This window comes from Flavobacterium litorale (genome assembly GCF_019613795.1).
Classification (GTDB): Bacteria; Bacteroidota; Bacteroidia; order Flavobacteriales; family Flavobacteriaceae; genus Flavobacterium; species Flavobacterium litorale.
This window is the reverse complement of the sequence record NZ_CP080429.1, coordinates 2,307,217-2,332,480: the sequence shown is the minus strand read 5'-3', so window position 1 is coordinate 2,332,480 and position 25,264 is coordinate 2,307,217. Positions and strand designations below refer to the sequence as shown.

Here is a 25,264-nt window from a genome sequence, read left to right as displayed (position 1 = left end):
ACTAATTTATTACTTTTGTCGGATATAAAAAATAATTTACTCTCCAGCCTCCACCGCAAACTGCGAATCGTATAAATTTTTGTAGTAGCCCGTTTCTCGGTCAATAAGTTGTTGATGGGTGCCTTCTTCTACAATTAAGCCTTTGTCCATTACAATAATTTTATCGGCGTTTACAATGGTAGCCAAGCGGTGTGCAATTACTATGGAGGTACGTCCTTGGGTAATTTTTTCGGTTGCAGTTTGTATTAGTTCTTCCGAATAGGTATCTACGGATGATGTTGCTTCGTCCAGTATTAATATACTTGGGTTGCTTACATAGGCTCGTAAAAATGCGATAAGTTGCCGTTGCCCTGAGGATAGCATTACGCCGCGCTCTTTTACATTGTAGTCGTAACCGTTGGGTAGGCTCATAATAAAGTCGTTTACGCCAATATCTTTAGCGGCTTGTATAACGTCTTTGCGCGTAATGTTTGGGTTATTTAGTGTAATGTTGTTGAGTATGCTATCTGCAAACAGGAAAACGTCTTGCAACACAATGGCTATTTGTTTCCGTAAGCTGTTTAGTTGGAATTGGTTGATGTTTGTACCATCTACCATAATGCTACCGCTATCTATCTCGTAAAAACGATTGAGTAAGTTAATTATCGTCGATTTTCCTGCTCCTGTGGCACCTACTATAGCTATGGTTTCGCCTGCTTTTACATTGAGGTTAATGCCTTTAATAACTTCTTCTTCGGGAATGTACCCAAAGCGTACATCTTTAAAAGTAATTTCACCTTTAAAGTGTTTTGCCTGTTTGGTACCCTGTGTTTGTACAAACTCTTCTATTTCGAGTAACTCTAAAACCCTATCGGAGGCTATAATACCCATTTGGAGCTCGTTAAATTTATCGGCTATTTGGCGTAATGGGTTAAATAGCATACTTATAAGCATGGTATAGGCGAAAAGGTCGCCAAAACTTGTAATATTATCGCCATTGATAATATTTAGCCCGCCATACCAAATGATGAATCCTAATGTTATGGATGAAATGGTATCGGCAATAGGGAAGAAGATGGAGTTATAGAGGATGTTGCGTAGCCATGCTTTATTGTGCTTTTTGTTTATTACTTTAAATTTTTCGTATTCAATATCCTCACGGTTAAATAGCTGTACAATTTTCATACCTGTTAGCCTTTCTTGTACAAAGGTGTTTAGGTTGGCTACTTGTGTACGTACTTCTTGGAATGCTCCTTTCATTTTTAACTGAAAAACGCGTATTGCATATAGTAATATAGGCATAGCAAGGAGCACTATTAGTGTTAGTTTCCAGTTCATGTAAAACATAAAGCCGAGTACAACAACCATTTTAAACAGGTCGCTAATAATCATGAACAATCCTTGGCTAAATATTTTGGCTATCGACTCGATATCGAAAACGGTACGGGTTACGAGTTTCCCTACAGGCTCGCTGTCGTAAAACTTCATTTTAAAAGCCGAAATATGGCTGAATAGTTTTTCGCGAATATCTTTTACAATATCCTGCCCTAACCAGTTTGCCCAGTACACAAAATAAAATTGCGATGCTACTTCGCAAAAAAGCACAAACCCCATTAATAGTATGTAATGGAGTAAACCTTCTTTATTGCCCGTGCTTACGTAACTATCTACCGTTTGCTTTAATAAATAGGGGCGTAGTGCTGCAAATAGGGAAAGTAGTATTGCAAATAGTATTACGCTTATGTATCGTTTTTTATAGGGTTTTGCAAAGCGCAATACTTTTTTTAACGATGTAGATTTTATCTTTATGGGTTTCATGTCACTTTTATGGCTTAAAGGTACGGATAATTTACCTTGGTTAGGTACAGCCCGTGCGCAGGAACGGAGAAGCCAGCATTACTCCTGTCTTGGCTTTCAATAACTGCTCTAAAGTCGTCAATATTTTTCTTGCCAATGCCCACCTGTATTAATGTACCTACTATGGCGCGTACCATATTGCGCAAAAAGCGGTCGGCACTTATGGTAAAAACAAGTTGATTCCCGTTCTGTGTCCAATACGCTTCTTTTATAACGCAATTAAAGGTTTTAACATCGGTATGTGTTTTACTAAAACATTTAAAATCGGTGTACTCAAACAACACTTTTGCTACTTCGTTCATTGCACTTACATCCAGAGGGTTACTATTGTACCAACTCCCTTTGTTATTAAAAACATCTTTATAAGTGTGTATGTGGTATTCGTACGTACGGCTTGTTGCATCAAAACGTGCATGTGCTGTACTCGCTACAGGTATAAATTGATAGATAACAATATCATCAGGTAAAAAACCATTCAGTTTATGGATCAACAAATCGGTATCAAATAATTCATCAAAATCAAAATGTGCATACATTTGTTTGGCGTGTACCCCAGTATCAGTACGTCCTGCACCTGTAATATCTACATCTGCTCGTAATATAGTAGATAATGCTTTGTTGAGGGTTTCTTGCACCGAGGGGCTGTGCGGTTGGTATTGCCACCCACAATAGTTTTTTCCGTTGTATGCAAATTCGATAAAGTACCTCAATATAGTGTGCTAAAATGAGCTGTAAAGATACAGTTTTACATTTTTTTAATTGAGGCTATTTAATGCAATTTTAACCTGTAATTACTAACAACCATACATAATATTGATAACAATATACTTAGTACTGATTTTTATGTTATTACGATATTGTTCGATACGGAATATATGAGAATCGAACATATAATTAAAGAGTTTCCCATTTTTTGTGAGCGTAGCAAATTCGGTAAACTCCATAGGAATCTCTACAAGAGTATCACGCATTCCGTATTTTTGTTTTACCTTTTTAAACTCTTCGGTTGACGATATAACATGCTCATTTTTATACTTTGTGGTGTTTGTTTCCTTGTCCAGAATATCTTTCTGTACTTTGATTTCAAAATCATTATCGGATAATGATTTGAAGTTAAAATTACCAGTATCTGTAAGTGCTATGTACTTTGTAACTTCATTAATACGCAAACTACCTTCGTAAGCCTTATTAATGGCTTCTGGCTCCATACCTTCGGTATTAATCAATTCGTATACTAACCCTACATAGCCACCATATACTTTAAAAGTATCTCCGTTGGTATTGGGTAGTATTTTTATGGCATTTTCGTTTATTCGTTCGTCCATTGTTTCATACAGAAACAAGGTGTCTTGCTTGGCTACTATATATTCGTACCCATCGTCTTTACTAACTAACGATGCATTATTTTCTGATAAACCTAGTATTTCACCGTCATAACTATCAATCTCGTAGCCCTTATAGCCTTGAATTACTACTTTAAAATCGGGAAAATGAATATTAGTTTTAGAGATGTCAGTAATAGTATTGGTATAATCTATTTCCTTCTCTTGTTCTTTATATTCAGGTTCATTACTCGTAGTAGCAATAGTTACTTTCCGTGTTTTATTGTCTTCTATTGCAATAGTATCATTATTGTTTTTGCAACTGTTTAATAACCCTATGCCTAATAATATACTTACTAGAATTAATTTTTTTTGTATCGTATTCATAATTGGCAATTTATAAAAAATCTGTGTATGGTTATAGTGTAACAAAGCATTATTTGTGACAACTCAGTTTTATTACTTTTGTGGTATGAAAAAAATTCTATTATTATCTGATACGCATAGCCATATAGACGATACAATTTTAAAATATGTTCGACTTGCTGACGAGGTGTGGCACGCAGGCGATATTGGCGACCTTAAAGTAACGGATGCCATACAAAAAGAGAAACCTTTACGCGCCGTATATGGTAATATTGATAATAACGAAGCACGACAGGAATTCCCATTAAACAACCGTTTTATGTGCGAAGGCGTAGATGTTTGGATAACACATATTGGCGGTTATCCCGGTAAATACAATGTTGCTGTGAGGGATGAAATTAGGGCAAATCCGCCGAAATTATTTATTTGTGGGCATTCGCATATACTTAAAGTGCAATTTGATAAAAAACTAGATGTATTGCATATGAATCCTGGTGCGGCAGGAGTACATGGTTTCCACCAAGTGCGTACCATGCTACGCTTTACTATTGATGGTGATAAAATAGAAAATCTTGAGGCTATAGAGTTGGGGAGAGAAAGGGTTTGATTTTTTCTTTATAATTATAAGCTATTGATTTTCAATATAATAATTTGTTTTTATTGTTTTGTTTTTTAGCTTTGTTGTACTACTAAAAATTACTATTATGAAGTTAAAAAACTTATTTATACTACTCCTGATGTTCTTTGGTATAGACTGTATTCCACAGAGTAAGGTGTGCGGTTGTGGTACGAAAAGTGCAGGGAAAACAATTGAATTTAGTATAGTATCTGATGGTTCTGATTGTTGTTCTGGTCTAGTATTAGCGAATTCTGGATATGCATTTACATGGGAACATGAAGGGCATGGAGTCTATACATTAACTGGAACATATACATATTCCAATGCTAATCAAGCGCAATCCGATTGCTGTGAAAGTGTTTAATTCTAAACCATATAGTATGAAAAAATATATTTATTTAATAGCTATGCTAACCTTTAATGCAGTATGGCTTACAAGTTGCTCTGAAGAAAAAGAAAGTATTCAAACTAATGACAAAAGTATTTCTCTAACTTCTGAGAGATTAAAAGATGGCTCTATTCCACAATATAAATTGATATATGCTGTTTTAGCAGAAAAATCAAAATACAGTTTAAATGAAATTGATACGATGTATCGTGAGGATATAATTACTACTGAGCCTGATTATGATGCTAATTTGAAAAATACGTGGCTTATAATTATCAATGAACGTCTAATTAGTGAAGGAAATGATGATTTGAAACGCTATTATTTAAAAGAGCAGATAGACTTAAAACAAAGTTTAGCCAATATAAAGGGGTTTTATAACCTATTGCTTTCTTCTCGTTCTTTTTTAGATACAAAAGAAATGCGTGAAGTTTCTGTAGCATTCCAACAGAAAAATCAAAATTATATTAAAAACGTAATTCAATGGAAAGATGAAGAAGCTATGAAAGCAAAACTCCAAGAGTTGACATACGAAGCTGCTCTATTTCAGCGATTATTGTCAACAACATAGAATAAAAATTAGTCATTATTGAATGATATAAAAAAACGATGGTTTAGTACCATCGTTTTTTATTCTTTTTAGAAGTAGTCGATTTTCGAGAATTTGATTTTTTAGAGCTATTGTTACGATTATTGGTATTTCTTTTGTCTGGTTTTTGTTCTTCTGCATTTTTACCTGTTTCCTCTTTATGAGGGTAAGGATGCCCATCAATCACCTTAATTTTTAATCGTATAAGTTTCTCTATATCTTTAAGATAGGGTAATTCATCTTTACTACAAAATGAAATAGCAATTCCTTCGTTACCCGCTCTACCTGTACGCCCAATTCGGTGTACATAGGTTTCAGGAATATTCGGTAAATCAAAGTTTATAACGTACGGTAAGTTATCAATATCAATTCCACGCGCTGCAATATCGGTAGCTACCAATACCGCTATTTCCTTATTTTTAAAGGCATCTAGCATTCGTACCCGTGCGTTTTGCGATTTATCGCCGTGTATAGCACCTGCATTAATACCATTCTTTTTTAATGCTTTTACAGCATTGTCCGCACCATGTTTAGTACGTGTAAATACTAGTACATTCGATAGGTTTTCGTTACGAATTAAATGGTATAATAATTTGCGTTTATCGCTTTTCTCTACAAAGTAAATTTGCTGTTTTACACGCTCGGCGGTAGATGATACAGGCGTTACCGAAACATATTTCGGGTTTGTTAAAAAAGTATCGGCAAGCTCGCGTATTGCCATAGGCATAGTAGCCGAAAAGAGTAGCGTTTGCCTATTATCGGGTGTTAGTTTTACTATTTTTTTTACATCGTGAATAAAACCCATGTCTAGCATTTGGTCGGCTTCATCCAATACCAAATGGTGTAAATGGTCAAGGTTTATAAAGCCTTGTTTGTATAAATCCAGTAACCTACCAGGTGTTGCAATAAGTACATCAACTCCTTTTTTAAGTTGGTCGGTTTGTGGTACTTGGTTAACCCCTCCAAATATGGTTAATTGGCGTACGTTGGTGTATTTACCATACGTATCAAAACTTTCGCCAATTTGCAATGCTAATTCGCGCGTTGGTGTAATTATTAATGTACGTATGTATTTTACTTTTTTGGCAGAGCCTACTATACGGTGCAATTGGTTTAATATGGGTATGGCAAAAGCGGCTGTTTTACCTGTACCTGTTTGTGCACAGCCTACTAAGTCAGTATCCTCTAGTATTATGGGTATTGCTTGCGCTTGTATTGGAGTAGGGGCTTCATAACCTTGGTCAGCAAGTGCGTGCTGTATATTTTTCAGTAAATTAAGATCTTCAAATTTCATGTATCAATGAGTATGTTAACTGCTTAGTACTACGTGCCAAGCGCAACAAAGGTAGCCTTTTTATTTTAAGCGTGGTTTTTGTTGATGGCAGTTAAAGTATACACCAACGTAGTTTTATAGCGGAGTGTGGTTGCTGTTGAATGTAGTATTACGATTCTTTCGATTTCATAAAATCGGTAATTAAATAAGCTATAAGTTTACCTGTTACGTGGTTGTTTTTTGCTTCGCCCAACTCTGGCGCACCCTCACATATATGTAAGTATGTGGCATTGCTGTTTTTACCAAAATAATGTAAAAATTGGCGTACCTTTTCTATGCTGAAACCTGATGGCGTAATGGCACTACTAGCAACATTAGGCAACGCATCAAGGTCTATCTCTATCCCAAAGCTTTCGTCTTCTATAAAACCCAGAGCATGTCCCATTTCGTCAGAAAAGTTTTTTTCTTTACGAATGGCAATTTGCTCATACGTATTATATTTTACACGATTGTTGAGTTTTTTTATCTGCTCTAATACACCTTTGGAGTTGTAGTTTTCGTGTAGCCCGAAAATGAAGTATTTTTTTAGAAAGCCTTCTTCAAAAGCATACGAAAAACCATTACCACTATGGCGTCCTTCCAGAATTCTGAAATCGGTATGCGCATCAAAATTAATAGCATTTATAGGTTTGCCTTTTGCTAATGCTGTACCTTTAATATTACCATAGGCATTATTATGACCGCCGCCTATAATAATGGGTATTTTACCAGCTGTAATTATGTTGCAAATAATATGTGAAACTTCTTTATCTATGGCGTGTATAATTGCAGATAATGCTTTTCTGCCTTCGGTAGTACCAACGTCAAGTTTGCTAGCTTTTTCAAGTGCTTCGGCTGTATCAAGATGCCCTAGTAGCAATAGTTTGCTACCCTTACAAAACTTATTATGCTGTACGTTTACAATACTTTTTAATGCCGATTCCCATGCAGAGGAAGCACCAACACGCCCAAAATTAGCTTTAACACCCACATCTTCTGGAATGCCAAACAGTACAAAATCGGCATCGCAGGTGCGTACAAAATCCCACAAATCGGCATCTTTAGGTACAGTAATAATACGCTCGCCAAATTTTATTTCGCCACTACGGTGTGCTGTGTACTTTGTTACATCGGTAGCTGTAAGCTGTATAATAGTTTCCATGTTATTTTTATAGGTCTCAAAAATACTATTTTCCAATAAAGTTTCGTTAAAAACTATGTTGTAATTAAATGTAATATTTAAATTTGTTGAAATTAAATTTGAAATGGAAAAACAAAAGAGTAACACCAGTTTAAAGGCTATAATTGTAATTTTAGCCATACTGCTTGTAGGTAGCTTAACCGTTATGTACAAAATGAGTAGTGATAGTGAGCAGGCAGAGAAGGAACATGTTAGTGAGAAGGAGCAATTTTTGGCTGACTTGGATTCTGCTAAAGCAATGTATGATTCTGAGGTAGCTGAGAATACAGAGCTTAAAGGTGAACTTGAAGCAGAGCGCGCTAAGATAGAAAATCTTATAGAGGAGGTTAAAAAATGGAAGGGTGATGCTGCTGCACTAAAGAACTTTAAAAACCAATACTACAAGCTAAAAGGCGAGATGGATAAGCTTTTGGCCGAAAATGAAATACTTAAACAACAAAATGCTACTTTAACTACAGAGCGTGACAGTACTATGGTTGTACTTGATGAATCGAGACGATACAATGATACATTGGTAAGCCAAAACGAGAACTTGAGTAGAACGGTTGAGAAAGCTGCTAAGCTTACTATTGTTGATTTTAAAGTTGAGCCTTTTAAACAAAGAAGCTCAGGTAAATTAGTTGCTACAGAAAAAGCAAGACGTGTAGATGTACTTAAGATATCGTTTACCATAGCTGCAAACGAGGTAGCACAAGCAGGCAATAAAATGTATTATGTACAGGTTATTGATGGTAAAAATAATGTTTTAGGCGATAAGCAAACCGAAACATTTGGTACCAATACACTAACGTATAGCTTTATTACCAATGCTATTTACCAGAACGAAACGATGCGTGTTACCGAAACACTATCGGGTAAAGATTTTGAGAAAGGTATATACTATGTTAATCTTTTTGATGGCGATAAAATGGTTGCCAGCTCAACATTTACATTACGATAGATATTATTTACAGATATATAAAAAAAGCCTGCAATATATTGCAGGCTTTTTTGTTAAATATTGATAGCTATTTTGTATAATTGTATTAAAGTTTAGGGTTATACGTAAAAAAATATCGCCATGAAAAATTTTGATTTATTTGTAGATGAAATTGTGAATAGTTGGCGTTCAGACAAGTTTGAAGGATTGAATGGTCCGCCCCCAACTAATAATAGAGAAGCGGGAGATAATGCTGAAAACTACATTTCAAGAAAAATAAAAAAATCACTTAAGGGATATTCTTGCAAAAAATCTTTAGGCAGTCAAACCCCAGCTGATATTTTCGCGATAAAAAAAATAGATAGCTACTGGCATATAATGTTAATTCAAGTAAAAAGCTCAATAGATAAAAGTAAAATAGTAATACTTAACTATGATGATAAACAGAAGCTTAATGCGTTTGCTAAATATTTAAAAAGAGAGTTATTAACCTCTGATTTATTTACTCGATACAAAAATAGTAAAATTGTCATTTCCACTGGATATGCTGGGGTTTATTACAATACAAAAACCAATAGGAACTATTTGGTCAAAACAGATTATTTTAATTTATTTAGGCATAAAATTTCACAAGAAGATTTGAAAAAAATTAGGCCTAAAATAATCTTTACGCATAATTTATCTTAACGGAAAATTCTTTGAAATCTTCCGTTAAGATAATACTTGTTTATCTAATAACTTTTCCATTTATAATAACCGTATCAATAAGGTTACTACCAAATGCATATGGCAACTGATAGTAGGACGATAGCGATTTGGTAATTATTAAGTTCGCTTTTTTACCTCTAGTAATACTACCATGGGTTTCTGATAATCCCATGGCGTAAGCACCATTTATAGTAGCAGCATTAATAGCCTCTTCGGGTGTCATTTTCATTTTTATACAAGCAGTAGCCACCACCAAATTCATGTTGCCCGATGGCGTAGTACCTGGGTTAAAATCGGTAGCCAAGGCAAGTGGCAAACCTGCATTTATCATTTTTCTGGCAGGCGTGTAGGGTATACTAATAAAAAAAGAACAGGTGGGTAATGCCACAGGCATCGTTCTGGTGCCTTTTAGTACCTCAATGTCCTCATCAGTTACAATTTCTAGGTGGTCTACACTTAATGCATCATGCTTTACACAAGCAGCAATACCGTTTATAGCAGTAAACTGGTTTACATGAATTTTAGCTTGTAAACCATACTTTTTGCCTGCTTCCATAATACGCTCTGTTTCTTCAACAGAAAAATAGCCTGTTTCGCAAAAAGCATCAATATAATCAGCCAATTGTTCTTCTGCTACTTTGGGCAACATCTCATTAACAATAAGATCAATGTAACCACTATGATTTTCTTTATATTCTGCAGGAAAAGCATGCGCCCCTAAAAAAGTCGCCTTTATGGCTATTGGGTATTCTTGTCGTAATCGTTTAATAACGCGTAGCATCTTCAGTTCAGCATCTACCGTTAAACCGTATCCCGATTTAATTTCTACCGCGCCTGTACCTTGTTGCATCACTTCTTCCAAACGTATTTTCGATTGTTCGTACAAATCGTCCTCACTAGTTTCATTCAGTTTTTTAGCAGAATTTAGTATACCACCACCACGCAAGGCTATTTCCTCATACGATAATCCATTAATACGGTCTACAAACTCACGCTCACGGTTGCCTGCATATACTATGTGTGTATGGCTATCGCACCACGTAGGCAGTACTGTTTTGCCCGTAGCATTTATAACCTCTGCACCAGCTACATTGGGGCAACTATCCATAGTGCCAAAATCGGCAATTATATCATCTTCCAGTAATAACCATGCGTTTTCCAGTAACGGGAGCTCCGCCATAGCTGCTCCAGCAACTTTATCAATTCCTGCATCGCGTATTTGTAGTAGCGTTGCAATATTGGTAATAAGTAATTTCATTATTTAAACTTTTTGTAAAAATAGAATGGATTTTAAAAAACTCCTATATTTATACAAACAAATGTAGCGTGAAAAGAATTAAATATAGAAAAGTCCGTAAAGTACAACCTAATTATTTTGAGTATACAGGCAACCACACTACAGAACCTGTAGCAATGCAACTTTTTGCATACAACGAACATAATTTTACAGAATATGATGCTATAACGCCTGAAACGATAGCTGAGAAATGCGATACCGAAAAATATGCTAACGATGTGCTATGGCTTAATATACATGGGTTGCACGATGTAGAGCTTATTAAATGCATAGGCAAAGCGTTTCAACTGGAGAATTTTATAATTGACGAAATACTCAACACCTCACAACGTACCCGTATGAATGAGTTGGAGGATATTTTGTTTTTTAGTGTAAAATCCATACTACCAGAAGAAGAGTTGGGTACTATGGAAACCGAGCAGATTAGTTTTGTGTTGAAAGGAAATGTGATTATTTCTTTTCAGGAAAAACGAAGTGATTATTTCGATCATATTAGAGAACGCATTCGGACGGGTACAGGGCTTGTTCGGAAACGAAAAAATGATTTTGCTTTGTACTTGATGCTGGATGCTATTATGGAGAACTTTTTTGTAACGATTGAAAAGCAGGAGGAAGAAATTGAAACCATTAGCACAAAAGCTAAAAATAATTACAAAGCGGATATTATTGCCGAAACGGAAAAAGTACGCGAAAATTTAAATTACCTAAAATGGTCGTTATACCCTTTAAAAGAGGCACTGTTTGATTTAAAAGATGTAGAGGCTAACGAGGTGTACGAAGCCATCCGAAAATCGAGTTATGCTTATTTTGGACGATTGCACCAAAAGAGTTTGGAGATGCTTGACCAGATAGAGCACGACCTTACGTCGTTGGAGAGTATTTCTAACTTTCATTATTCGGCGCAAAGCCAACGCATGAATGAGATTATGAAAACGCTTACCATATTCTCGGTTATATTTATGCCGATAACCTTTATAGTAGGGGTATATGGTATGAACTTCGAGAATATGCCTGAACTACGTGCTGCTAATGGTTATTATATTGTAATGGGTGTAATGCTAGTGGTTACCATTGGCATGGTGTTTTATTTTAAGCAAAAAGATTGGTTTTAGGTTAGCGTAAGTTGCATAAACCGTACATCTAGCCATCTGTTAAACTTATAACCTACTTGTTTTAATAGCCCTGCTTTTGTAAAGCCAAGCTTTTCGCAAAAAGCAATACTGTTTTTATTTTCGGCATCTATTAAACCAATCATGGTATGCATACCCTGTGCTTTGGCACATTGTATTAATTGGGTTAATAATAGTTTGCCAATGCCTTTACCTGTATAATTTTCGGAAACATATATTGAGTATTCTACGCAAAACTTATAGCCTTCCTTAGGGTTAAAGTTACCATAGGTAGCATACCCCACAACGGTAGTATTTATTATTGCAACAAGCACAGGGAAGTTGTTTTGCTGCTTTGTTGTAAACCAGTTTTGCATATCCTGTAAAGTACGTGGCTCATAATCATAAATAGCAGTAGTATGCAGTATAGCATGGTTTGTAATAGGTAATATTCCTGTTACATCTGCCATAGTAGCTTGTTGTATTGTAATATTCATTATTAGTGCTTTAACGTAAAATATATAAAGGCTACCTAATTGGGTAGCCTTTTGTATTTCAAAAAATAATTTTCATTATTTTAAATTACCTACCATATCTTCGGGTTTTACCCAAGCATCAAAATCTTCGGCAGATACATACCCCAAACGTACTGCTTCCTCTTTAAGGGTAGTACCATTTTTATGTGCTGTTTGTGCAATTTCTGCGGCTTTATAATACCCAATTTTGGTATTTAATGCTGTTACTAGCATTAACGAATTGTTTACCAATTCTGTTATTCTTTCGTGGTTTGGCTCAATTCCGCTCACGCAATGCGCATCAAACGATACACAAGCATCGCCTATAAGGCGTGCCGAATGTAAAAAGTTGGCTGCCATAACAGGTTTAAATACATTAAGTTCGTAATGACCTTGTGTGCCTCCTACGGTAATAGCAACATCGTTACCCATAACTTGTGTACATACCATAGTAATTGCCTCACATTGTGTGGGGTTTACTTTTCCTGGCATAATAGACGAACCTGGTTCGTTTTCTGGAATTAATATTTCACCAATACTAGAGCGTGGTCCCGATGCTAACATACGAACGTCGTTGGCTATTTTATTTAATGCTACTGCCAATTGTTTTAATGCACCATGGCTTTCTACAATAGCATCGTGAGCTGCTAATGCTTCAAATTTGTTTTCGGCAGTTACAAAAGGTAAACCTGTAAATTCAGCAATATACTCAGCCACTTTTACATCGTATCCTTCGGGTGTATTTAATCCTGTACCTACTGCTGTACCTCCTAATGCTAATTGCGATAGGTGTTCTAACGTATTTTTAAGTGCTTTAAGCCCATAGTTAAGTTGCGCCACGTAACCCGAAAACTCTTGCCCTAAGGTTAGGGGAGTAGCATCCATAAGGTGTGTACGCCCTATTTTTACTACATTCATAAACGCTTTGGATTTTGCTTCTAACGTATCACGAAGTTGCTCTACACCTGGTATAGTAGTTTCTATAACCATTTTATAGGCAGCAATGTGCATTCCTGTTGGAAAGGTATCGTTAGATGATTGCGATTTATTCACATCATCGTTTGCTTTTAGTACAGGTTCACCTTCGCCAATTTTATTGCCTGCTAAAACTTGCGCTCTGTTGGCAACAACCTCGTTTACATTCATGTTGCTTTGTGTACCCGAACCTGTTTGCCATATTACCAACGGAAACTGATCGTTAAGCTTGCCCGCCAGTATTTCGTCACAAACTTGTCCTATAGCATCACGCTTTTCTACAGGTAGCACGCCTAAATCGTGGTTGGCATATGCTGCTGCTTTTTTAAGGTAGGCAAAGCCTTCTACTATTTCTTTAGGCATAGAGGCTGGTGCACCTATTTTAAAATTGTTTCTAGAACGTTCTGTTTGTGCACCCCAGTACTTATCTGCAGGTACTTTTACTTCACCCATGGTGTCTTTTTCAATCCTGTAATCCATTGCTTAGGTTGTTATTTTGTGTTTGTTTAATTAATAAAGTTAGTGGCTAACTATGCTGCAATGTGCCAGCTAGTACAGAAGCCTGTCAAAATTAAGCATTATGGCAGGTTTAAAAAACCATTTTGTTAAATAATTTAAGGTTTTTTGGCATACAGTATTGGTTAAAATAAATATTCCACTTATCTTTGATGCAGATTAAAATTCAACACAGATGGAATTCGGACAATACTTAGGATTTTTGGCTTTCTTAACAATACTTACAATAGGATTTTGGTTAATGATGTTCCTTGTAAGTTTTGTGTTTTATTGGGTAGGCGGTGCAACTGTTGAACTTATAAAAGAACGAAGAAATAACCGAAATACAGAAGAATAAAAAAAAGCAGCTAAAGCTGCTTTTTTTTATGCCTATTCTATACGAAATTAATTTTTACAATACTAAATCGGTAAGTAGCTGATTTGTTTTTTCTTCAAGATTATTAGAAGAACCAGAATGTGGTCGGGAGGTTTGTATTACCGAACTCTGTACTGCGGTAAGCCATACAAATAACTCTTAGCTTCCAACCATACTATTAAACCACCCCCTCGCGCAATGCTATAATATAGCGCGTAACGTTTGCATTACGGAGTTGTGGTGCATTTTTCATTATATTATATTACTATAGTATTACAACCTATCATTGTATAATAGTTTTGCCAGCCTATCGTCACGTTTGTATACGTCATCAAAAAAGGCTACGTTCCCTTCGTCATCTGCCCAAGCGGTAAAATAGGCAATATATACAGGTATTTTATTTTCTATAGTAAATACATTTTCTCTACCCGCATGCATTGCTTTATAAACCTTGTCTTCATCCCAACCACCGTGTTTGCTGGTAATAGCCAAGGCAAGTTCTTTTACTTTTTCCACTCGGATACAACCGTGGCTAAATGCACGTTCTTCTCGGTTAAACAAACTTTTAGAGGGCGTATCGTGCAAATAGATGTTATTTGAATTTGGGAATATAAATTTTACTAATCCCAATGCGTTACTACCTCCAGGTTTTTGCCGTACCCTATCGCCAACCCATTCCATGTTGTGTTTTGCCAGATAATTTTTATCTTTTTTTATTTTAGGTTTAATTTCATTTTCCAAAATGCTGCTGGGTATATTCCAGTAGGGGCTAAAGGCAATATAGCTCATTTCGCCACTAAATATAGTGGTTTCATGAAATTGCTTGCCTACTACTACACGCGATATAAGTGCAGGTTTACCATCCTGAAAATAGTGTAACCTAAACGAGGGTATGTTTACGGCAATATATTCTTTCGCCTTATTGATTTTTGGTGTTACCCATCGGCAACGTTCCATATTTACCGATATGGTTTTAATACGCTTTTCTACGGGTATATTAAGCTCTTTTACTAACGATGGTGTAATTAAACTGTCCAACGTTCTGTTGTGTTTTAGGTCGTACTTATTTACGCCAGCAATTAACTCGTCGTCATAAAGTGTTTTGCCATTATTTTTAGCAAGATACCCCTCTATAAACAAACGTCGTCGTACTTGTGCTATAGCTTCTGCCGAGTCACCTGGTTTTAACGATTTTACTCCGTCATTTAGCGTAATAGTACCCCAACCACCATTTTCGGCTATGGCTCTGTATTTTTTCAACCCTTTTTTAAGTTTGTAGTACTGCTTAAAAAATTCCGATTTATCTTTTTTAATTAATTTAGGGTCGCTCATTAAGGTATCTAAATACGATACGTATGATGTTCGCTCTCTTGGTAAATACCACCCTGTAGATTTACTAGCTTCTTCGTCTAGCCCAGCATACACTTTGTCGGTATAATAAAAATACATCGAACTTACTAAAAGCTCAGTATTAACATCTGGATCTTTTTTAAGCCCACTACTAAATATAGCACTAATACTATCTTTATAGGGTATGCTTAGCGTTATTCCCTCTTCGTTAAGTTGATTTGTTTCGTTATACAGCACCTTAGCAAAAGCTACTAGCCCGTCTTTATCGTGCCATATATAGTTTTTATGTTTTTTATAAACCTCCCTTACATCTGCTTCAAAAACTTTAAATTTTGGATGATTCTTAAAAAACGCTTCAAATTTTGTAGTGTCCATTGGTATAGTATGGTCTTCCAAATCTATAGCCATATCTTCCAATTTTTCCATCTCTTTTTCTTCTTCTGTTTTTTCATCTTTACATGAAACAGTAATGAAGAGAGTACCTAGTAGTACGACAAGTAATATGCGTTGTAATTTTATCATAGTTTTTTTAATTCTTAATTTTAAATAGGTTCTTGTTGGCTCAAGCAGTGAAAACTACCCAGTCCCCATATTATATCTGTAGAGTCGATACCAATAACTTCTCGGTCTTTAAAGCACAATTGTAATATGGCTAATGCCTTATCGTCGTTTACCTCATCTCTAAATGTAGGTACAATAACACATTTGTTAGCAATATAAAAATTAGCATACGATGCTGGTAGCCTTTGCCCATCGTACACTACTGCCTTAGGCATTGGTAGCTCAATTATGTTTAGCGGGCTGCCGTCTTGCAGCTTCATGCCTTGTAATAGTATTAAGTTATCTTGTAGCAATTGGTAGTTGGCATCATTTTTATCATCTTCTATAACAGTAACTACTGTATCTTCATTAACAAAACGTGTAATATCATCAATATGTCCATCCGTATCGTCGCCTACAATACCATCACCCAACCACAGTATATGGTTAACGCCATAATATTCTTTTAAGTAGTTTTCAATTTCCGATTTTGATAGGTGTGGGTTACGGTTTTTATTGAGTAAACAAGCTGTAGTGGTAAGTAACGTACCTTTTCCATTAAATTCTACGCTGCCGCCTTCCATAACAATATCAGGGTGAAAAACGGGTAAGCCTAACGCCTTCCCTATTTTGGTAGGGATAACATCATCCAAATCGTACGGCGGGTATTTATCGCCCCATGCGTTGTAACCCCAATCGACGATTGCTTTTTTACCTGTTTCGTTATTTACAACAAAGGCAGGGCCATGGTCGCGGCACCAAGCATCGTTGGTAGGGTGGAGGTAAAAACTAACATTGCCTAAATTTGCATTGGCAACCAGCGTATTGTATTTTTCCAACTGTTGTAATGCAAATGCCTGCATAGTGGCATCTGCTACATTAATACATACTTTTTGATGGCGTGAAACGTACAATATAAATTCGCAGTACGGCTTGTATATTAAATGTAATTTTCCAGGCCACGATTCTTCTTTATGTGGCCACGATAGCCATAGTGCACGTTGGGGTGCAAACTCGGCAGGGAAATGGAAACCTAATTGTTTTGGGGTATTTTTACTCTCCATCAAGATAGCGTTTTGTTATGGGCTGATAGCTATCAATTCTTCTATCGCGTAGGAAAGGCCAATGCGTACGGTAATGGTCGGTAGCATTGGTATCTACTTCTACAACAGTAGTTTCCTCTTCATCGTGCGAGCTTAAGTGCAGTAACCTTCCGTGCGGATTGGCTACAAAACTACCTCCCCAAAACTTCATGGCTCCATCTTGCTCAAAACCTACACGGTTTACGCTTACTATGTGTACGCCATTGGCAACGGCGTGCGAGCGTTGTATGGTTTGCCATGCATCGTATTGCTCTTTATTTGTAGCTTCGTCTTGTGATGTTGCCCAACCAATAGCAGTAGGGTAAAACATAATTTCGGCTCCCATAAGTGCCGTTATACGGCTTGCTTCGGGGTACCACTGGTCCCAACATATAAGCACGCCAATTTTGGCATATTTGGTTTGGAATACTTTATAACCTAAATCACCTGGTGTAAAGTAAAACTTCTCATAAAAAGCAGGATCATCAGGTATGTGCATTTTGCGGTATTTCCCTAAATAAGTACCATCGGCATCCAGCACGGCTGTTGTATTGTGGTATAAACCTTCGGCACGTTTTTCAAATAACGATGCGATTATAACTACATTAAGTTCTTTTGCAACTTCAGATAACGCGTTGGTAGAGGGACCTGGAATGGCTTCGGCAAGTTTAAAATTCTCGTAATCCTCTACATCACAAAAGTATAATGATGTAAATAACTCCTGTAAACAGACTATTTGTGCTCCTTTTTGTGCAGCGTTGCGTATTGCTGCAATTGCTTTTTCAAGATTTTCTTGTTTGTTTTTAGTACACGACATTTGTACTAAACCTACTTTTACTTTTGCCATAGTAGCTATTTAAGTTTTGTAGCACCAAAAGTAGCTAAAAACTTTTATTTTTATTACTACGATTTTGTTAGCTTTTTCCTAAAAATAATTTGAATTAGGGTATTAAGTATAAAAAAATTCCTAAAAAATGCAATGTGCTGCCTCCTAGTACAAATACGTGCCATATAGCATGGTTATAAGGAATTTTTTCTGTAGCATAAAAGTATATGCCAAAGGTATAGCATAGCCCGCCACCCAATAAGTACCATAGTGCAGGCACGGGGATGTTTGCTAGTAGTGGTTTTATGGCTATAATAACTAACCAACCCATAATGGCGTACAGTGATAAGGACAATTTTTCGGAACGGCGCAATGGCGAAAACTTAAATATAAAGCCCAGTATGGCAAAAGCCCATATTAGCCCAAATAGTACCCAACCCCATGTGCCTTTTAGCCCTAGTAAAGCAAAAGGCGTGTAAGTACCTGCAATAAGTATGTATATACTCAAGTGGTCTATAAGCCTGAAAAGGCGTTTCCATTTTAGTTTTACCATAGCATGGTATAGTGTTGATGCAGTATAGAGTAAAACAAGGCTACCACCAAAAACTGCAGTAGTAATAATGTGTAGTGTAGTACCATTATTTACAGAGAAAACTAACAATAGTACAAGCGCAACAATTGCAAGCACAGCACCTAAGCCGTGTGTTACAGTATTATAAAATTCTTCGCTTTTACGGTTTTTAACTGGCATTGTTTTATTCTTTAAACAAAGGTACAAAACGGATGGTGTACCCTATACGAGGATTGTTTATTTTTATACAAAATTAGTACCCATGCAATATAAAAAGTTGAATAATATAGCGATTAAAATTAGCGAGGTTTCTTTTGGGTGTATGGCGTTAAAAAGCGATATGCCAAATAATGATGTTTTAATCCATAAAGCGATAGATAATGGAGTTACGCTGTTTGATACTGCCGATTTGTATGAGAAAGGTGCTAATGAGCAGTTGTTAGGTAAGGCATTAAAAGGTAAACGGCAGGACGTTGTACTATCTACGAAAGTGGGGAACAAATGGCGTAATGACGGTAGTGGTTGGGATTGGTGCCCTACTAAGGAACACATACTAAGTGCTGTTGACCAGAGTTTAAAGCGATTGCAAACTGATTATATTGATTTGTATTTGCTGCATGGTGGTACTATAAACGACCCTATGGATGATATTATAGAGGCTTTTGAACGTTTGCAGGAGCAGGGTAAAATACTTGCTTACGGTGTATCGTCCATACGTCCGAATGTAATACGAGAATATGTACAACGCTCTGACATTACTGCGGTGATGACACAGTATAGTTTGTTGGACCGACGACCTGAGGAGGCAACATTGAGCCTTTTGAAAGAAAATAGTGTAGGAGTATTAGCAAGAGGCACATTAGCTACAGGGCTGTTGGCAGGCAAACCCCAAAAAGAGTATTTAGGACTTGAAGCCGATGAAGTAAAAAATATAGTTAATAGGGTTAAGACAATGCTATCCGAAAGGAATTTATCAGAAAAGGCATTGCGTTATGTTATAGATAATCCTGCTGTAACTACAGCCGTAGCAGGAATACGAACATTACATCAGTTAGAGGATGCTTTAGCTGCTGCCAATGCAGTATCGCTTACTAATACCGAAATAAAGGCATTAGCGGCTACTTGGCAAGGTAATATTTACAAAGACCACAGGTAATATGTAAAAGGCATAAAAAAAGCCGACATCAAGTCGGCTTTTTATCTCTTACACAAATAGTGGATAATCGTCATCGTTGTAAACATCTTGATCTTCTTCCTGTTCATTCCATTCTGCTTCTGTAGCAAAACCATGAATTTTTATGAAGCCAAGTTGTACAAGCACAGCTGTTAAAAATTCAGTTATCATTTTCATCTCGTTGCAATTTTAGTGGTTACTCTTTGGCTATTATTTTTCTCTTATTTAATAACACTACAAATTTATTGTACAGCACGTTATTGTTGCAACTAATTAGTAAAACTTTAATACAAATTAGGATTATTTAATAATTATCTCATCATTTATTAATGCTAATATTATTTAGTAACTATGATTCTGTTTGTAGGTAATAAACCATTATTTTTACTCAAGATATTTTACCATAGTAATCTTATCTACAGGTATTGTTTCATTAAAAAAGTTTTTAATTGTACCACAGGTTTCAAAACCATATTTTTCGTACAATCGTAGCCCTTTATTATTACTAGCATATACCTCTAGCCAAACAATAGTAACGGGGGTATTTACCATAGCTTTTAAAGCACTTTGCATAATACAACTGCCTATGCCTTTATTTTGCCATGTTGTACCTATACCCATGCCCAATACAGCGGTATGAAATAGCTTTTCCCTTTGGTTACCTGTAATATCAATATTGCCAATTAACTGCCCATTGTACTCAGCAACTAGTAAAAGGCTGTTTTCTTCGGCGGTGTATTTGGCAATTAATTCCGCTTCTTGTGCTACTGTGTTCTTATATTCGTAGTCAAACAATGGTATTGTATTACAATCTTTTAAATACTTTTTTTTAAGCGCAAGCAATTTGGCTGCATCTGCTGTAATACCATTACGAACGGTTATGGTTTTACCTTCTTTAGTAGTATAAGTATCGTGTATTGGTTGCATGGAGAAATTATGGTTATGATATAATAAACGTGGCTATAGTCCCGAATTTAACAACATTATCTGGCTAATACCTCAAAACTAAAAAACATCGGGGAATAATACCGCAAACATTTTATTATATTTGTTGCTTTGTAAAGAAACCAAACTAAACAATATCTATGAAATTATTAGAAGGAAAAACGGCAATTATAACTGGCGCAAGCAGGGGTATAGGTCGTGGTATAGCCTATGTTTTTGCACAGCAGGGGGCTAATGTAGCATTTACATATAGCGCATCTGCCGAAGCAGCAAAAGCATTAGAGGATGAGTTAAACACTATGGGCGTAAAAGCCAAAGGTTACCAAAGTAATGCTGCTGATTTTAACGAGGCACAAAAACTTGTTGATGATGTGGTAGCCGATTTTGGTGCTTTGGATATACTAATAAATAATGCTGGCATTACTAAAGATAACTTATTAATGCGTATTTCTGAAGATGATTTTGATAAAGTTATAGAGGTAAACCTTAAATCGGTTTTTAACATGACCAAAGCTGTGCAGCGTACCATGTTAAAACAACGCCATGGCGCTATTATTAATATGAGCTCTGTGGTAGGAGTTAAAGGTAATGCTGGGCAAACCAACTATGCAGCGTCTAAAGCGGGTGTTATAGGCTTTACAAAATCAGTAGCTTTAGAGCTAGGCTCAAGAAACATTCGTTGTAATGCTATAGCTCCTGGTTTTATAGAAACTGAAATGACCGAAAAGCTTGGTGCTGATGTAATAAAAGGCTGGACCGAAAACATTCCGCTAAAAAGAGGAGGTACTCCAGAAGATGTTGCTAACGCTTGCGTATTTTTAGCATCAGACATGTCTGCTTACGTTACAGGACAAACCCTTAACGTAGATGGCGGAATGCTTACGTAATTTGAAATTTATTTTCCAGAAAACTATTTATACTGATATTAAAAATGACTACAACTACAGTTTTTTTACTTATAGTAGCTGCATTTGTAGCCTTAGCGTTATCGTTTTATCAGTACCTATTTAAAGCCAAAAAGAAAGGTAAGTTGCCTTTCTTTTTGGCTTTTTTACGTTTTGTTACCTACTTTGCTGTTTTTGTACTACTAATAAACCCAATTATAACCCGTAAGGATTACGAAACGGTAAAAACACCACTACCTATATTGGTAGATAACTCGTTATCCATACAAGCACTAGGGCAAGATACCCTTGCTACAACGTTGTACGAAAAGTTAACAACAAACACAGAATTAAAAGAGAAGTACGACGTACAGCTATTTACATTTGCCGATGGATTTGAATCAGGTAAAGTACCTGATTTTAAAGGAAATCAAACGCATATAGACCAAGCTGTACAAAACCTAAAACAATTGTACAGAAATAACAATTACCCTATAGTAATGCTTACCGATGGTAACCAAACACTAGGTAACGATTATGTGTACAGTTTTTCGGAAAGTACTGCTGTTTACCCATTAGTTTTGGGCGATACAACAGTATATACCGATTTAAAAATAAATCAGGTTAACGTAAACAAATACGCCTTACTAAAAAATAAATTCCCTGTAGAGGTTTTTGTGCAATATAGCGGTACAAAACCTGTAGATGCTGTTTTTAAAATTACGAAGGGTAACACCGTTTTGCACAAACAAAATGTATCTTTTTCCAACCAAAAAAGAGCTGAAGCAATTACTGTACTGCTCAACGCCGAAAGGGTAGGGGTACAAACCTACAAAGCTACCATAGTAGTTAACGAGCAGGAAAAAAACACTTATAACAACATTAAAAACTTTGCAGTAGAAGTTATCGATCAACGCTCGGAAGTAGCCATAGTATCAGCCATTACACATCCCGATCTTGGCGCATTAAAGCGTGCAATAACCAATAACAAACAACGTAATGTTACCATACTAAAACCTAACGAGGTAAAATCGTTACAGGACTATAATGTATTACTATTGTACCAACCTGATGGAAGTTTTAAAACGTTACTAGAGCAAAACAAAACCGCAGGTATTAACACGCTTACAATTACAGGGTTAAGTACCGATTTTAATCTGTTAAACCGTTACCAGGACGATATATTGTTTAAAATGACCTCGCAGCAAGAAGATTTTACGGCTGATTTTAATTCCTTGTTCAATTTATTTTCGTTAGACGATATAGGTTTTCAGCAGTTTCCACCTTTAGCACATCCTTTTGGTACCGTTACTGTAAAATCCAATACCGCTAGCTTATTAAATGCTCGTGTACGTAACATAGCTACCGATAACCCTCTGTTTACTTTTTCAGAAAAAGGAGCTTCGCGTAGTGCTTATCTGCTTGGCGAAAATATTTGGAAATGGCGTATAGAAAGCCATTTGCAAAAGAAATCGTTTGAAGATTTTGATGTTTTTATAGATAAAACCATACAATTTTTAGCCTCCAATTCAAAAAGAAAGTCATTAGTGGTTAACCATGAAAATTTCTATAACTCGGGAGAAGTTATTAATGTAACAGCTCAGTTTTTCAATAAAAACTATGAGTTTGACGAGAATGCAAGGCTTAATGTACAGTTAAAAAATAAAGCTACTAATACTACTAAAAATTACGATTTTTTAAAAGGTAATAACGAGTATAAATTAAACCTTGATGGGCTTGATGCTGGCAAATATGCCTTTACCGTTACCGAAAACAATACCAATACTACCTATAGTAGTGCTTTTGAAGTGCTTGATTTTGAAATTGAGAAGCAATTTGTAAATCCAGATTTAAGACGATTAAAACAAGTTGCCCATATCACTAACGGGTTAGTATATTATCCTGACCAAGTAACACAGCTAATAAGCTCCTTAATAGCAAATGAGAATTACAAGCCAGTACAGAAAGCGATAACACAAAAATCGCCCCTTATAGATTGGATTTGGCTTTTAGTTATACTTGCCGCAACACTTGCTTTAGAGTGGTTTATACGCAAGTATAATGGTTTATTGTAGTAGTAGTATTAAACTAAACTAACAGGTTCTAGTAATAAAACCTGATCTTTTAATCGCTCTATAAGCAAATTCATCATGCGTTTATTTAACTGAGAGGAGTTCTTAGTGTATTCGTTAAACTCGTCTATAGTAAACATTGCTATAATCATACCCTTTAAAGCATTTCTAAACTTAATATCTTTTTGTACTGCATTCTCTATAAATAGTAACTTTTTTTCAGTACTTAATTTATAAAAATCGTTTTTATGCTTGTTTATATAGTTTAGAAAAGAGGCAATGAATAAGTCGTTTTGAAATTTTAGTATAGGGCGTAGTGTTCTGTTTTGAAAAATTTCTTCCTCTAATGAGTTTTCATGAATTGTTCCAAGCGTTTCTCCTCGTAAATCAAGAATACCCTTATCTCTTACATCCATTTGTTTTTCTTTTAAAGGTATAAAAAAACCTCTGCTTATGCAGAGGTTTTTAAAAATTTTATTAAGTAGTTATTCTTTACTTAAGAATAAATGTTACTCTTCGTACTACTTTACGAGCGTATTTAGAGCCACTTGCTGCTGCACTTGTATCTTCTCCGTTAGCAACAATATTTAATCTAGAACCATCTATGCCAGCGTCAACTAATATCTGCTTAACGTTTTCAGCTCTTCTGTTAGATAATGCTTGGTTATAGTCGCTATTACCAACTTCATCTGCATAACCAATTACATCAGCTGTTGCACTTGGATTATCGTTAAGGTACTTAATAAGGAAGTTAACACCACCTACAGATTCTTCGTTTGGAATATCTTTATTAAAGTCGAAGTATACATTTACGTAACCACCATTAATAAGCTCTTTAATGTATCCATCTCCGCTACCCGCTTTTCCGCCGTTAACAGCAATAGTTCCATTCTGTATTTCGTTCTTGATTTCGCTGTTTTTGTTCTCTATATACGATTCTAATTCGTCAGGAACACCGTTTTCGTTTCTATCAATACTTCTACCTTTAGTATCTACGGCTACACCAGTAATAGTATTTGGCTCAGAGTCAAGATAATCAGGGATACCATCTTTATCAGTATCATCCATCATAGTTTCCATTTCTCCAAGTCTACTCTCGATATCTTCAAGCTCATCAGATTTTTCATCAATGTACCAGTCAGCATGTTGTTCATGCTTACCTAGGTAAATAGATAAACCAAGTGTTGCATTGTACAAAGTACTATCAAACCCTTGGCGACCTTTTCGGTCATAATCTCTACCATCCCACGTTTTATGTTGCGAGAAGTTGTTTGTCATGGTAAAGTCAGCATTCAGGGCTATTCTGTTAGATATTTTGTACTGTAAGCCCATACCCATAATAATATTACCTAAGCGGTCAGCATCATCGTATAGGTCATTTGTCATTTGAGAAACACCAACACCCATGTGTGCTAGTAAACCAATTCTGTTAGTCCATGTTTCAAATTCTAAAACACGTGCAAGGTTAACGTAACCTTCTAGACCAACACCAATCACTTCAGTTTCAAATTCTCTGTCCGCTCTGTCGCCATCATCATTAAGGACGTCATAGCCTCCATGTATTTTCAAACCAAATTTGTTGTTAAACATGTACCTAAAACCTAAGTCGGCATGAAATAGGTTGCTTGCATTCATGTGGTACCCTTCTGTAAAAGGGTTGGCAGCTTTGTTTACCCCACCATTAATGTCGATAGACCACTTGTTAAAGCCGTTAGCGTCAGTATCCTGCGCTTTGACTCCTGTAGATCCAAGGCAAACTAATAGTAATGGGAGTACAATTTTCTTCATAATAA

Annotated in this window: 26 protein-coding genes; 10 read left to right on the top strand and 16 right to left on the bottom strand. The window is 36.0% G+C overall.

The genetic code is table 11. The features are described from left to right. Positions 1-36 precede the first annotated feature (36 nt). The 3 genes from K1I41_RS10645 to K1I41_RS10635 form a co-directional block, all read right to left on the bottom strand. Complete coding sequence (locus tag K1I41_RS10645) at positions 37-1,797, bottom strand: ABC transporter ATP-binding protein (protein ID WP_220640327.1); 1,761 nt, start codon at positions 1,795-1,797, stop codon at positions 37-39. Positions 1,798-1,811: 14 nt separating this feature from the next. Then, on the bottom strand, positions 1,812-2,546 hold the full coding sequence (gene truA / locus K1I41_RS10640) for a tRNA pseudouridine(38-40) synthase TruA (RefSeq protein ID WP_220640326.1): 735 nt from the start codon (positions 2,544-2,546) through the stop codon (positions 1,812-1,814). Between the two features lie 84 nt (positions 2,547-2,630). Beyond that, positions 2,631-3,545 carry a hypothetical protein gene (locus K1I41_RS10635; protein WP_220640325.1) on the bottom strand — a complete coding sequence of 305 codons (915 nt, stop codon included), beginning with the start codon at positions 3,543-3,545 and terminating at the stop codon, positions 2,631-2,633. A gap of 85 nt (positions 3,546-3,630) precedes the next feature. Here K1I41_RS10635 and K1I41_RS10630 point away from each other — a divergent pair, with 85 nt between their 5' ends. The 3 genes from K1I41_RS10630 (at position 3,631) to K1I41_RS10620 (ending at position 5,102) form a co-directional block, all read left to right on the top strand. Then, positions 3,631-4,131, top strand: coding sequence for a metallophosphoesterase family protein (locus K1I41_RS10630; RefSeq protein ID WP_220640324.1), 501 nt, complete (start codon positions 3,631-3,633; stop codon positions 4,129-4,131). 97 nt (positions 4,132-4,228) lie between these two features. Beyond that, positions 4,229-4,507, top strand: coding sequence for a hypothetical protein (locus K1I41_RS10625; RefSeq protein ID WP_220640323.1), 279 nt, complete (start codon positions 4,229-4,231; stop codon positions 4,505-4,507). A gap of 16 nt (positions 4,508-4,523) precedes the next feature. Further along, on the top strand, positions 4,524-5,102 hold the full coding sequence (locus tag K1I41_RS10620; RefSeq protein ID WP_220640322.1) for a hypothetical protein: 579 nt from the start codon (positions 4,524-4,526) through the stop codon (positions 5,100-5,102). Positions 5,103-5,145: 43 nt separating this feature from the next. Here K1I41_RS10620 and K1I41_RS10615 read toward each other — a convergent pair whose 3' ends face one another. Both K1I41_RS10615 and K1I41_RS10610 read right to left on the bottom strand, forming a co-directional pair. Further along, on the bottom strand, positions 5,146-6,414 hold the full coding sequence (locus tag K1I41_RS10615) for a DEAD/DEAH box helicase (protein ID WP_220640321.1): 1,269 nt from the start codon (positions 6,412-6,414) through the stop codon (positions 5,146-5,148). A gap of 148 nt (positions 6,415-6,562) precedes the next feature. Continuing rightward, on the bottom strand, positions 6,563-7,594 hold the full coding sequence (locus tag K1I41_RS10610) for a formimidoylglutamase (RefSeq protein ID WP_220640320.1): 1,032 nt from the start codon (positions 7,592-7,594) through the stop codon (positions 6,563-6,565). A 103-nt stretch (positions 7,595-7,697) separates the two neighbouring features. Here K1I41_RS10610 and K1I41_RS10605 point away from each other — a divergent pair, with 103 nt between their 5' ends. Both K1I41_RS10605 and K1I41_RS10600 read left to right on the top strand, forming a co-directional pair. Continuing rightward, a complete protein-coding gene (locus K1I41_RS10605; RefSeq protein WP_220640319.1) occupies positions 7,698-8,573 on the top strand; it encodes a DUF8428 domain-containing protein in 876 nt (291 codons plus the stop codon). A gap of 120 nt (positions 8,574-8,693) precedes the next feature. Beyond that, on the top strand, positions 8,694-9,239 hold the full coding sequence (locus K1I41_RS10600; RefSeq protein WP_220640318.1) for a hypothetical protein: 546 nt from the start codon (positions 8,694-8,696) through the stop codon (positions 9,237-9,239). Positions 9,240-9,279: 40 nt separating this feature from the next. Here K1I41_RS10600 and hutI read toward each other — a convergent pair whose 3' ends face one another. Beyond that, positions 9,280-10,518 carry an imidazolonepropionase gene (hutI, locus tag K1I41_RS10595; protein ID WP_220640317.1) on the bottom strand — a complete coding sequence of 413 codons (1,239 nt, stop codon included), beginning with the start codon at positions 10,516-10,518 and terminating at the stop codon, positions 9,280-9,282. 68 nt (positions 10,519-10,586) lie between these two features. On the opposite strand from hutI, the gene corA reads away from it, so the two are divergent. Next, positions 10,587-11,669, top strand: coding sequence for a magnesium/cobalt transporter CorA (gene corA, locus K1I41_RS10590; RefSeq protein ID WP_220640316.1), 1,083 nt, complete (start codon positions 10,587-10,589; stop codon positions 11,667-11,669). Here corA and K1I41_RS10585 read toward each other — a convergent pair. Both K1I41_RS10585 and fumC read right to left on the bottom strand, forming a co-directional pair. Next, the gene (locus K1I41_RS10585) at positions 11,666-12,163 is read right to left on the bottom strand and encodes a GNAT family N-acetyltransferase (protein WP_220640315.1); all 498 of its coding nucleotides are present in this window, start codon (positions 12,161-12,163) and stop codon (positions 11,666-11,668) included. The genes corA and K1I41_RS10585 overlap by 4 nt on opposite strands. 75 nt (positions 12,164-12,238) lie before the next feature. After that, positions 12,239-13,636: a class II fumarate hydratase gene (fumC, locus tag K1I41_RS10580; RefSeq protein ID WP_220640314.1), complete on the bottom strand. Its 1,398-nt coding sequence runs from the start codon at positions 13,634-13,636 to the stop codon at positions 12,239-12,241. Positions 13,637-13,847: 211 nt separating this feature from the next. Here fumC and K1I41_RS10575 point away from each other — a divergent pair, with 211 nt between their 5' ends. After that, positions 13,848-14,009: a hypothetical protein gene (locus K1I41_RS10575; protein ID WP_220640313.1), complete on the top strand. Its 162-nt coding sequence runs from the start codon at positions 13,848-13,850 to the stop codon at positions 14,007-14,009. A 54-nt stretch (positions 14,010-14,063) separates the two neighbouring features. Here the strand turns inward: K1I41_RS10575 and K1I41_RS10570 are convergent, their stop codons facing one another. The 5 genes from K1I41_RS10570 to trhA all read right to left on the bottom strand — a co-directional run bounded on the left by K1I41_RS10570 (position 14,064) and on the right by trhA (position 18,576). After that, positions 14,064-14,147, bottom strand: a complete 84-nt coding sequence (locus K1I41_RS10570) for a DUF3037 domain-containing protein (protein WP_220641872.1) — start codon at positions 14,145-14,147, stop codon at positions 14,064-14,066. Positions 14,148-14,300: 153 nt separating this feature from the next. Then, positions 14,301-15,899, bottom strand: a complete 1,599-nt coding sequence (locus K1I41_RS10565; RefSeq protein WP_220640312.1) for a L,D-transpeptidase family protein — start codon at positions 15,897-15,899, stop codon at positions 14,301-14,303. Between the two features lie 20 nt (positions 15,900-15,919). After that, complete coding sequence (locus tag K1I41_RS10560) at positions 15,920-16,981, bottom strand: agmatine deiminase family protein (protein ID WP_255566922.1); 1,062 nt, start codon at positions 16,979-16,981, stop codon at positions 15,920-15,922. Further along, entirely contained in the window at positions 16,971-17,846 is an 876-nt protein-coding gene (locus K1I41_RS10555) for a carbon-nitrogen hydrolase (protein ID WP_220640311.1), read from the bottom strand. Before K1I41_RS10555 ends, K1I41_RS10560 begins: the two co-directional genes overlap by 11 nt. A gap of 94 nt (positions 17,847-17,940) precedes the next feature. After that, positions 17,941-18,576, bottom strand: coding sequence for a PAQR family membrane homeostasis protein TrhA (trhA, locus tag K1I41_RS10550; RefSeq protein WP_220640310.1), 636 nt, complete (start codon positions 18,574-18,576; stop codon positions 17,941-17,943). Between the two features lie 82 nt (positions 18,577-18,658). Between trhA and K1I41_RS10545 the strand changes: the two genes are divergently transcribed. Further along, positions 18,659-19,552, top strand: a complete 894-nt coding sequence (locus tag K1I41_RS10545) for an aldo/keto reductase (RefSeq protein WP_220640309.1) — start codon at positions 18,659-18,661, stop codon at positions 19,550-19,552. A 402-nt stretch (positions 19,553-19,954) separates the two neighbouring features. Here K1I41_RS10545 and K1I41_RS10540 read toward each other — a convergent pair whose 3' ends face one another. After that, complete coding sequence (locus tag K1I41_RS10540; RefSeq protein WP_220640308.1) at positions 19,955-20,497, bottom strand: GNAT family N-acetyltransferase; 543 nt, start codon at positions 20,495-20,497, stop codon at positions 19,955-19,957. Positions 20,498-20,655: 158 nt separating this feature from the next. On the opposite strand from K1I41_RS10540, the gene fabG reads away from it, so the two are divergent. Together fabG and K1I41_RS10530 are read left to right on the top strand one after the other, a co-directional pair. Continuing rightward, positions 20,656-21,402 carry a 3-oxoacyl-[acyl-carrier-protein] reductase gene (fabG, locus tag K1I41_RS10535; protein ID WP_220640307.1) on the top strand — a complete coding sequence of 249 codons (747 nt, stop codon included), beginning with the start codon at positions 20,656-20,658 and terminating at the stop codon, positions 21,400-21,402. A gap of 44 nt (positions 21,403-21,446) precedes the next feature. Beyond that, positions 21,447-23,474, top strand: a complete 2,028-nt coding sequence (locus K1I41_RS10530) for a hypothetical protein (protein ID WP_220640306.1) — start codon at positions 21,447-21,449, stop codon at positions 23,472-23,474. An 8-nt stretch (positions 23,475-23,482) separates the two neighbouring features. On the opposite strand, the gene K1I41_RS10525 is transcribed toward K1I41_RS10530, so the two are convergent. Next, on the bottom strand, positions 23,483-23,887 hold the full coding sequence (locus tag K1I41_RS10525; RefSeq protein ID WP_220640305.1) for a glyoxalase: 405 nt from the start codon (positions 23,885-23,887) through the stop codon (positions 23,483-23,485). 76 nt (positions 23,888-23,963) lie between these two features. Beyond that, a complete protein-coding gene (locus K1I41_RS10520; RefSeq protein ID WP_220640304.1) occupies positions 23,964-25,259 on the bottom strand; it encodes an OmpA family protein in 1,296 nt (431 codons plus the stop codon). Positions 25,260-25,264: the final 5 nt, after the last annotated feature.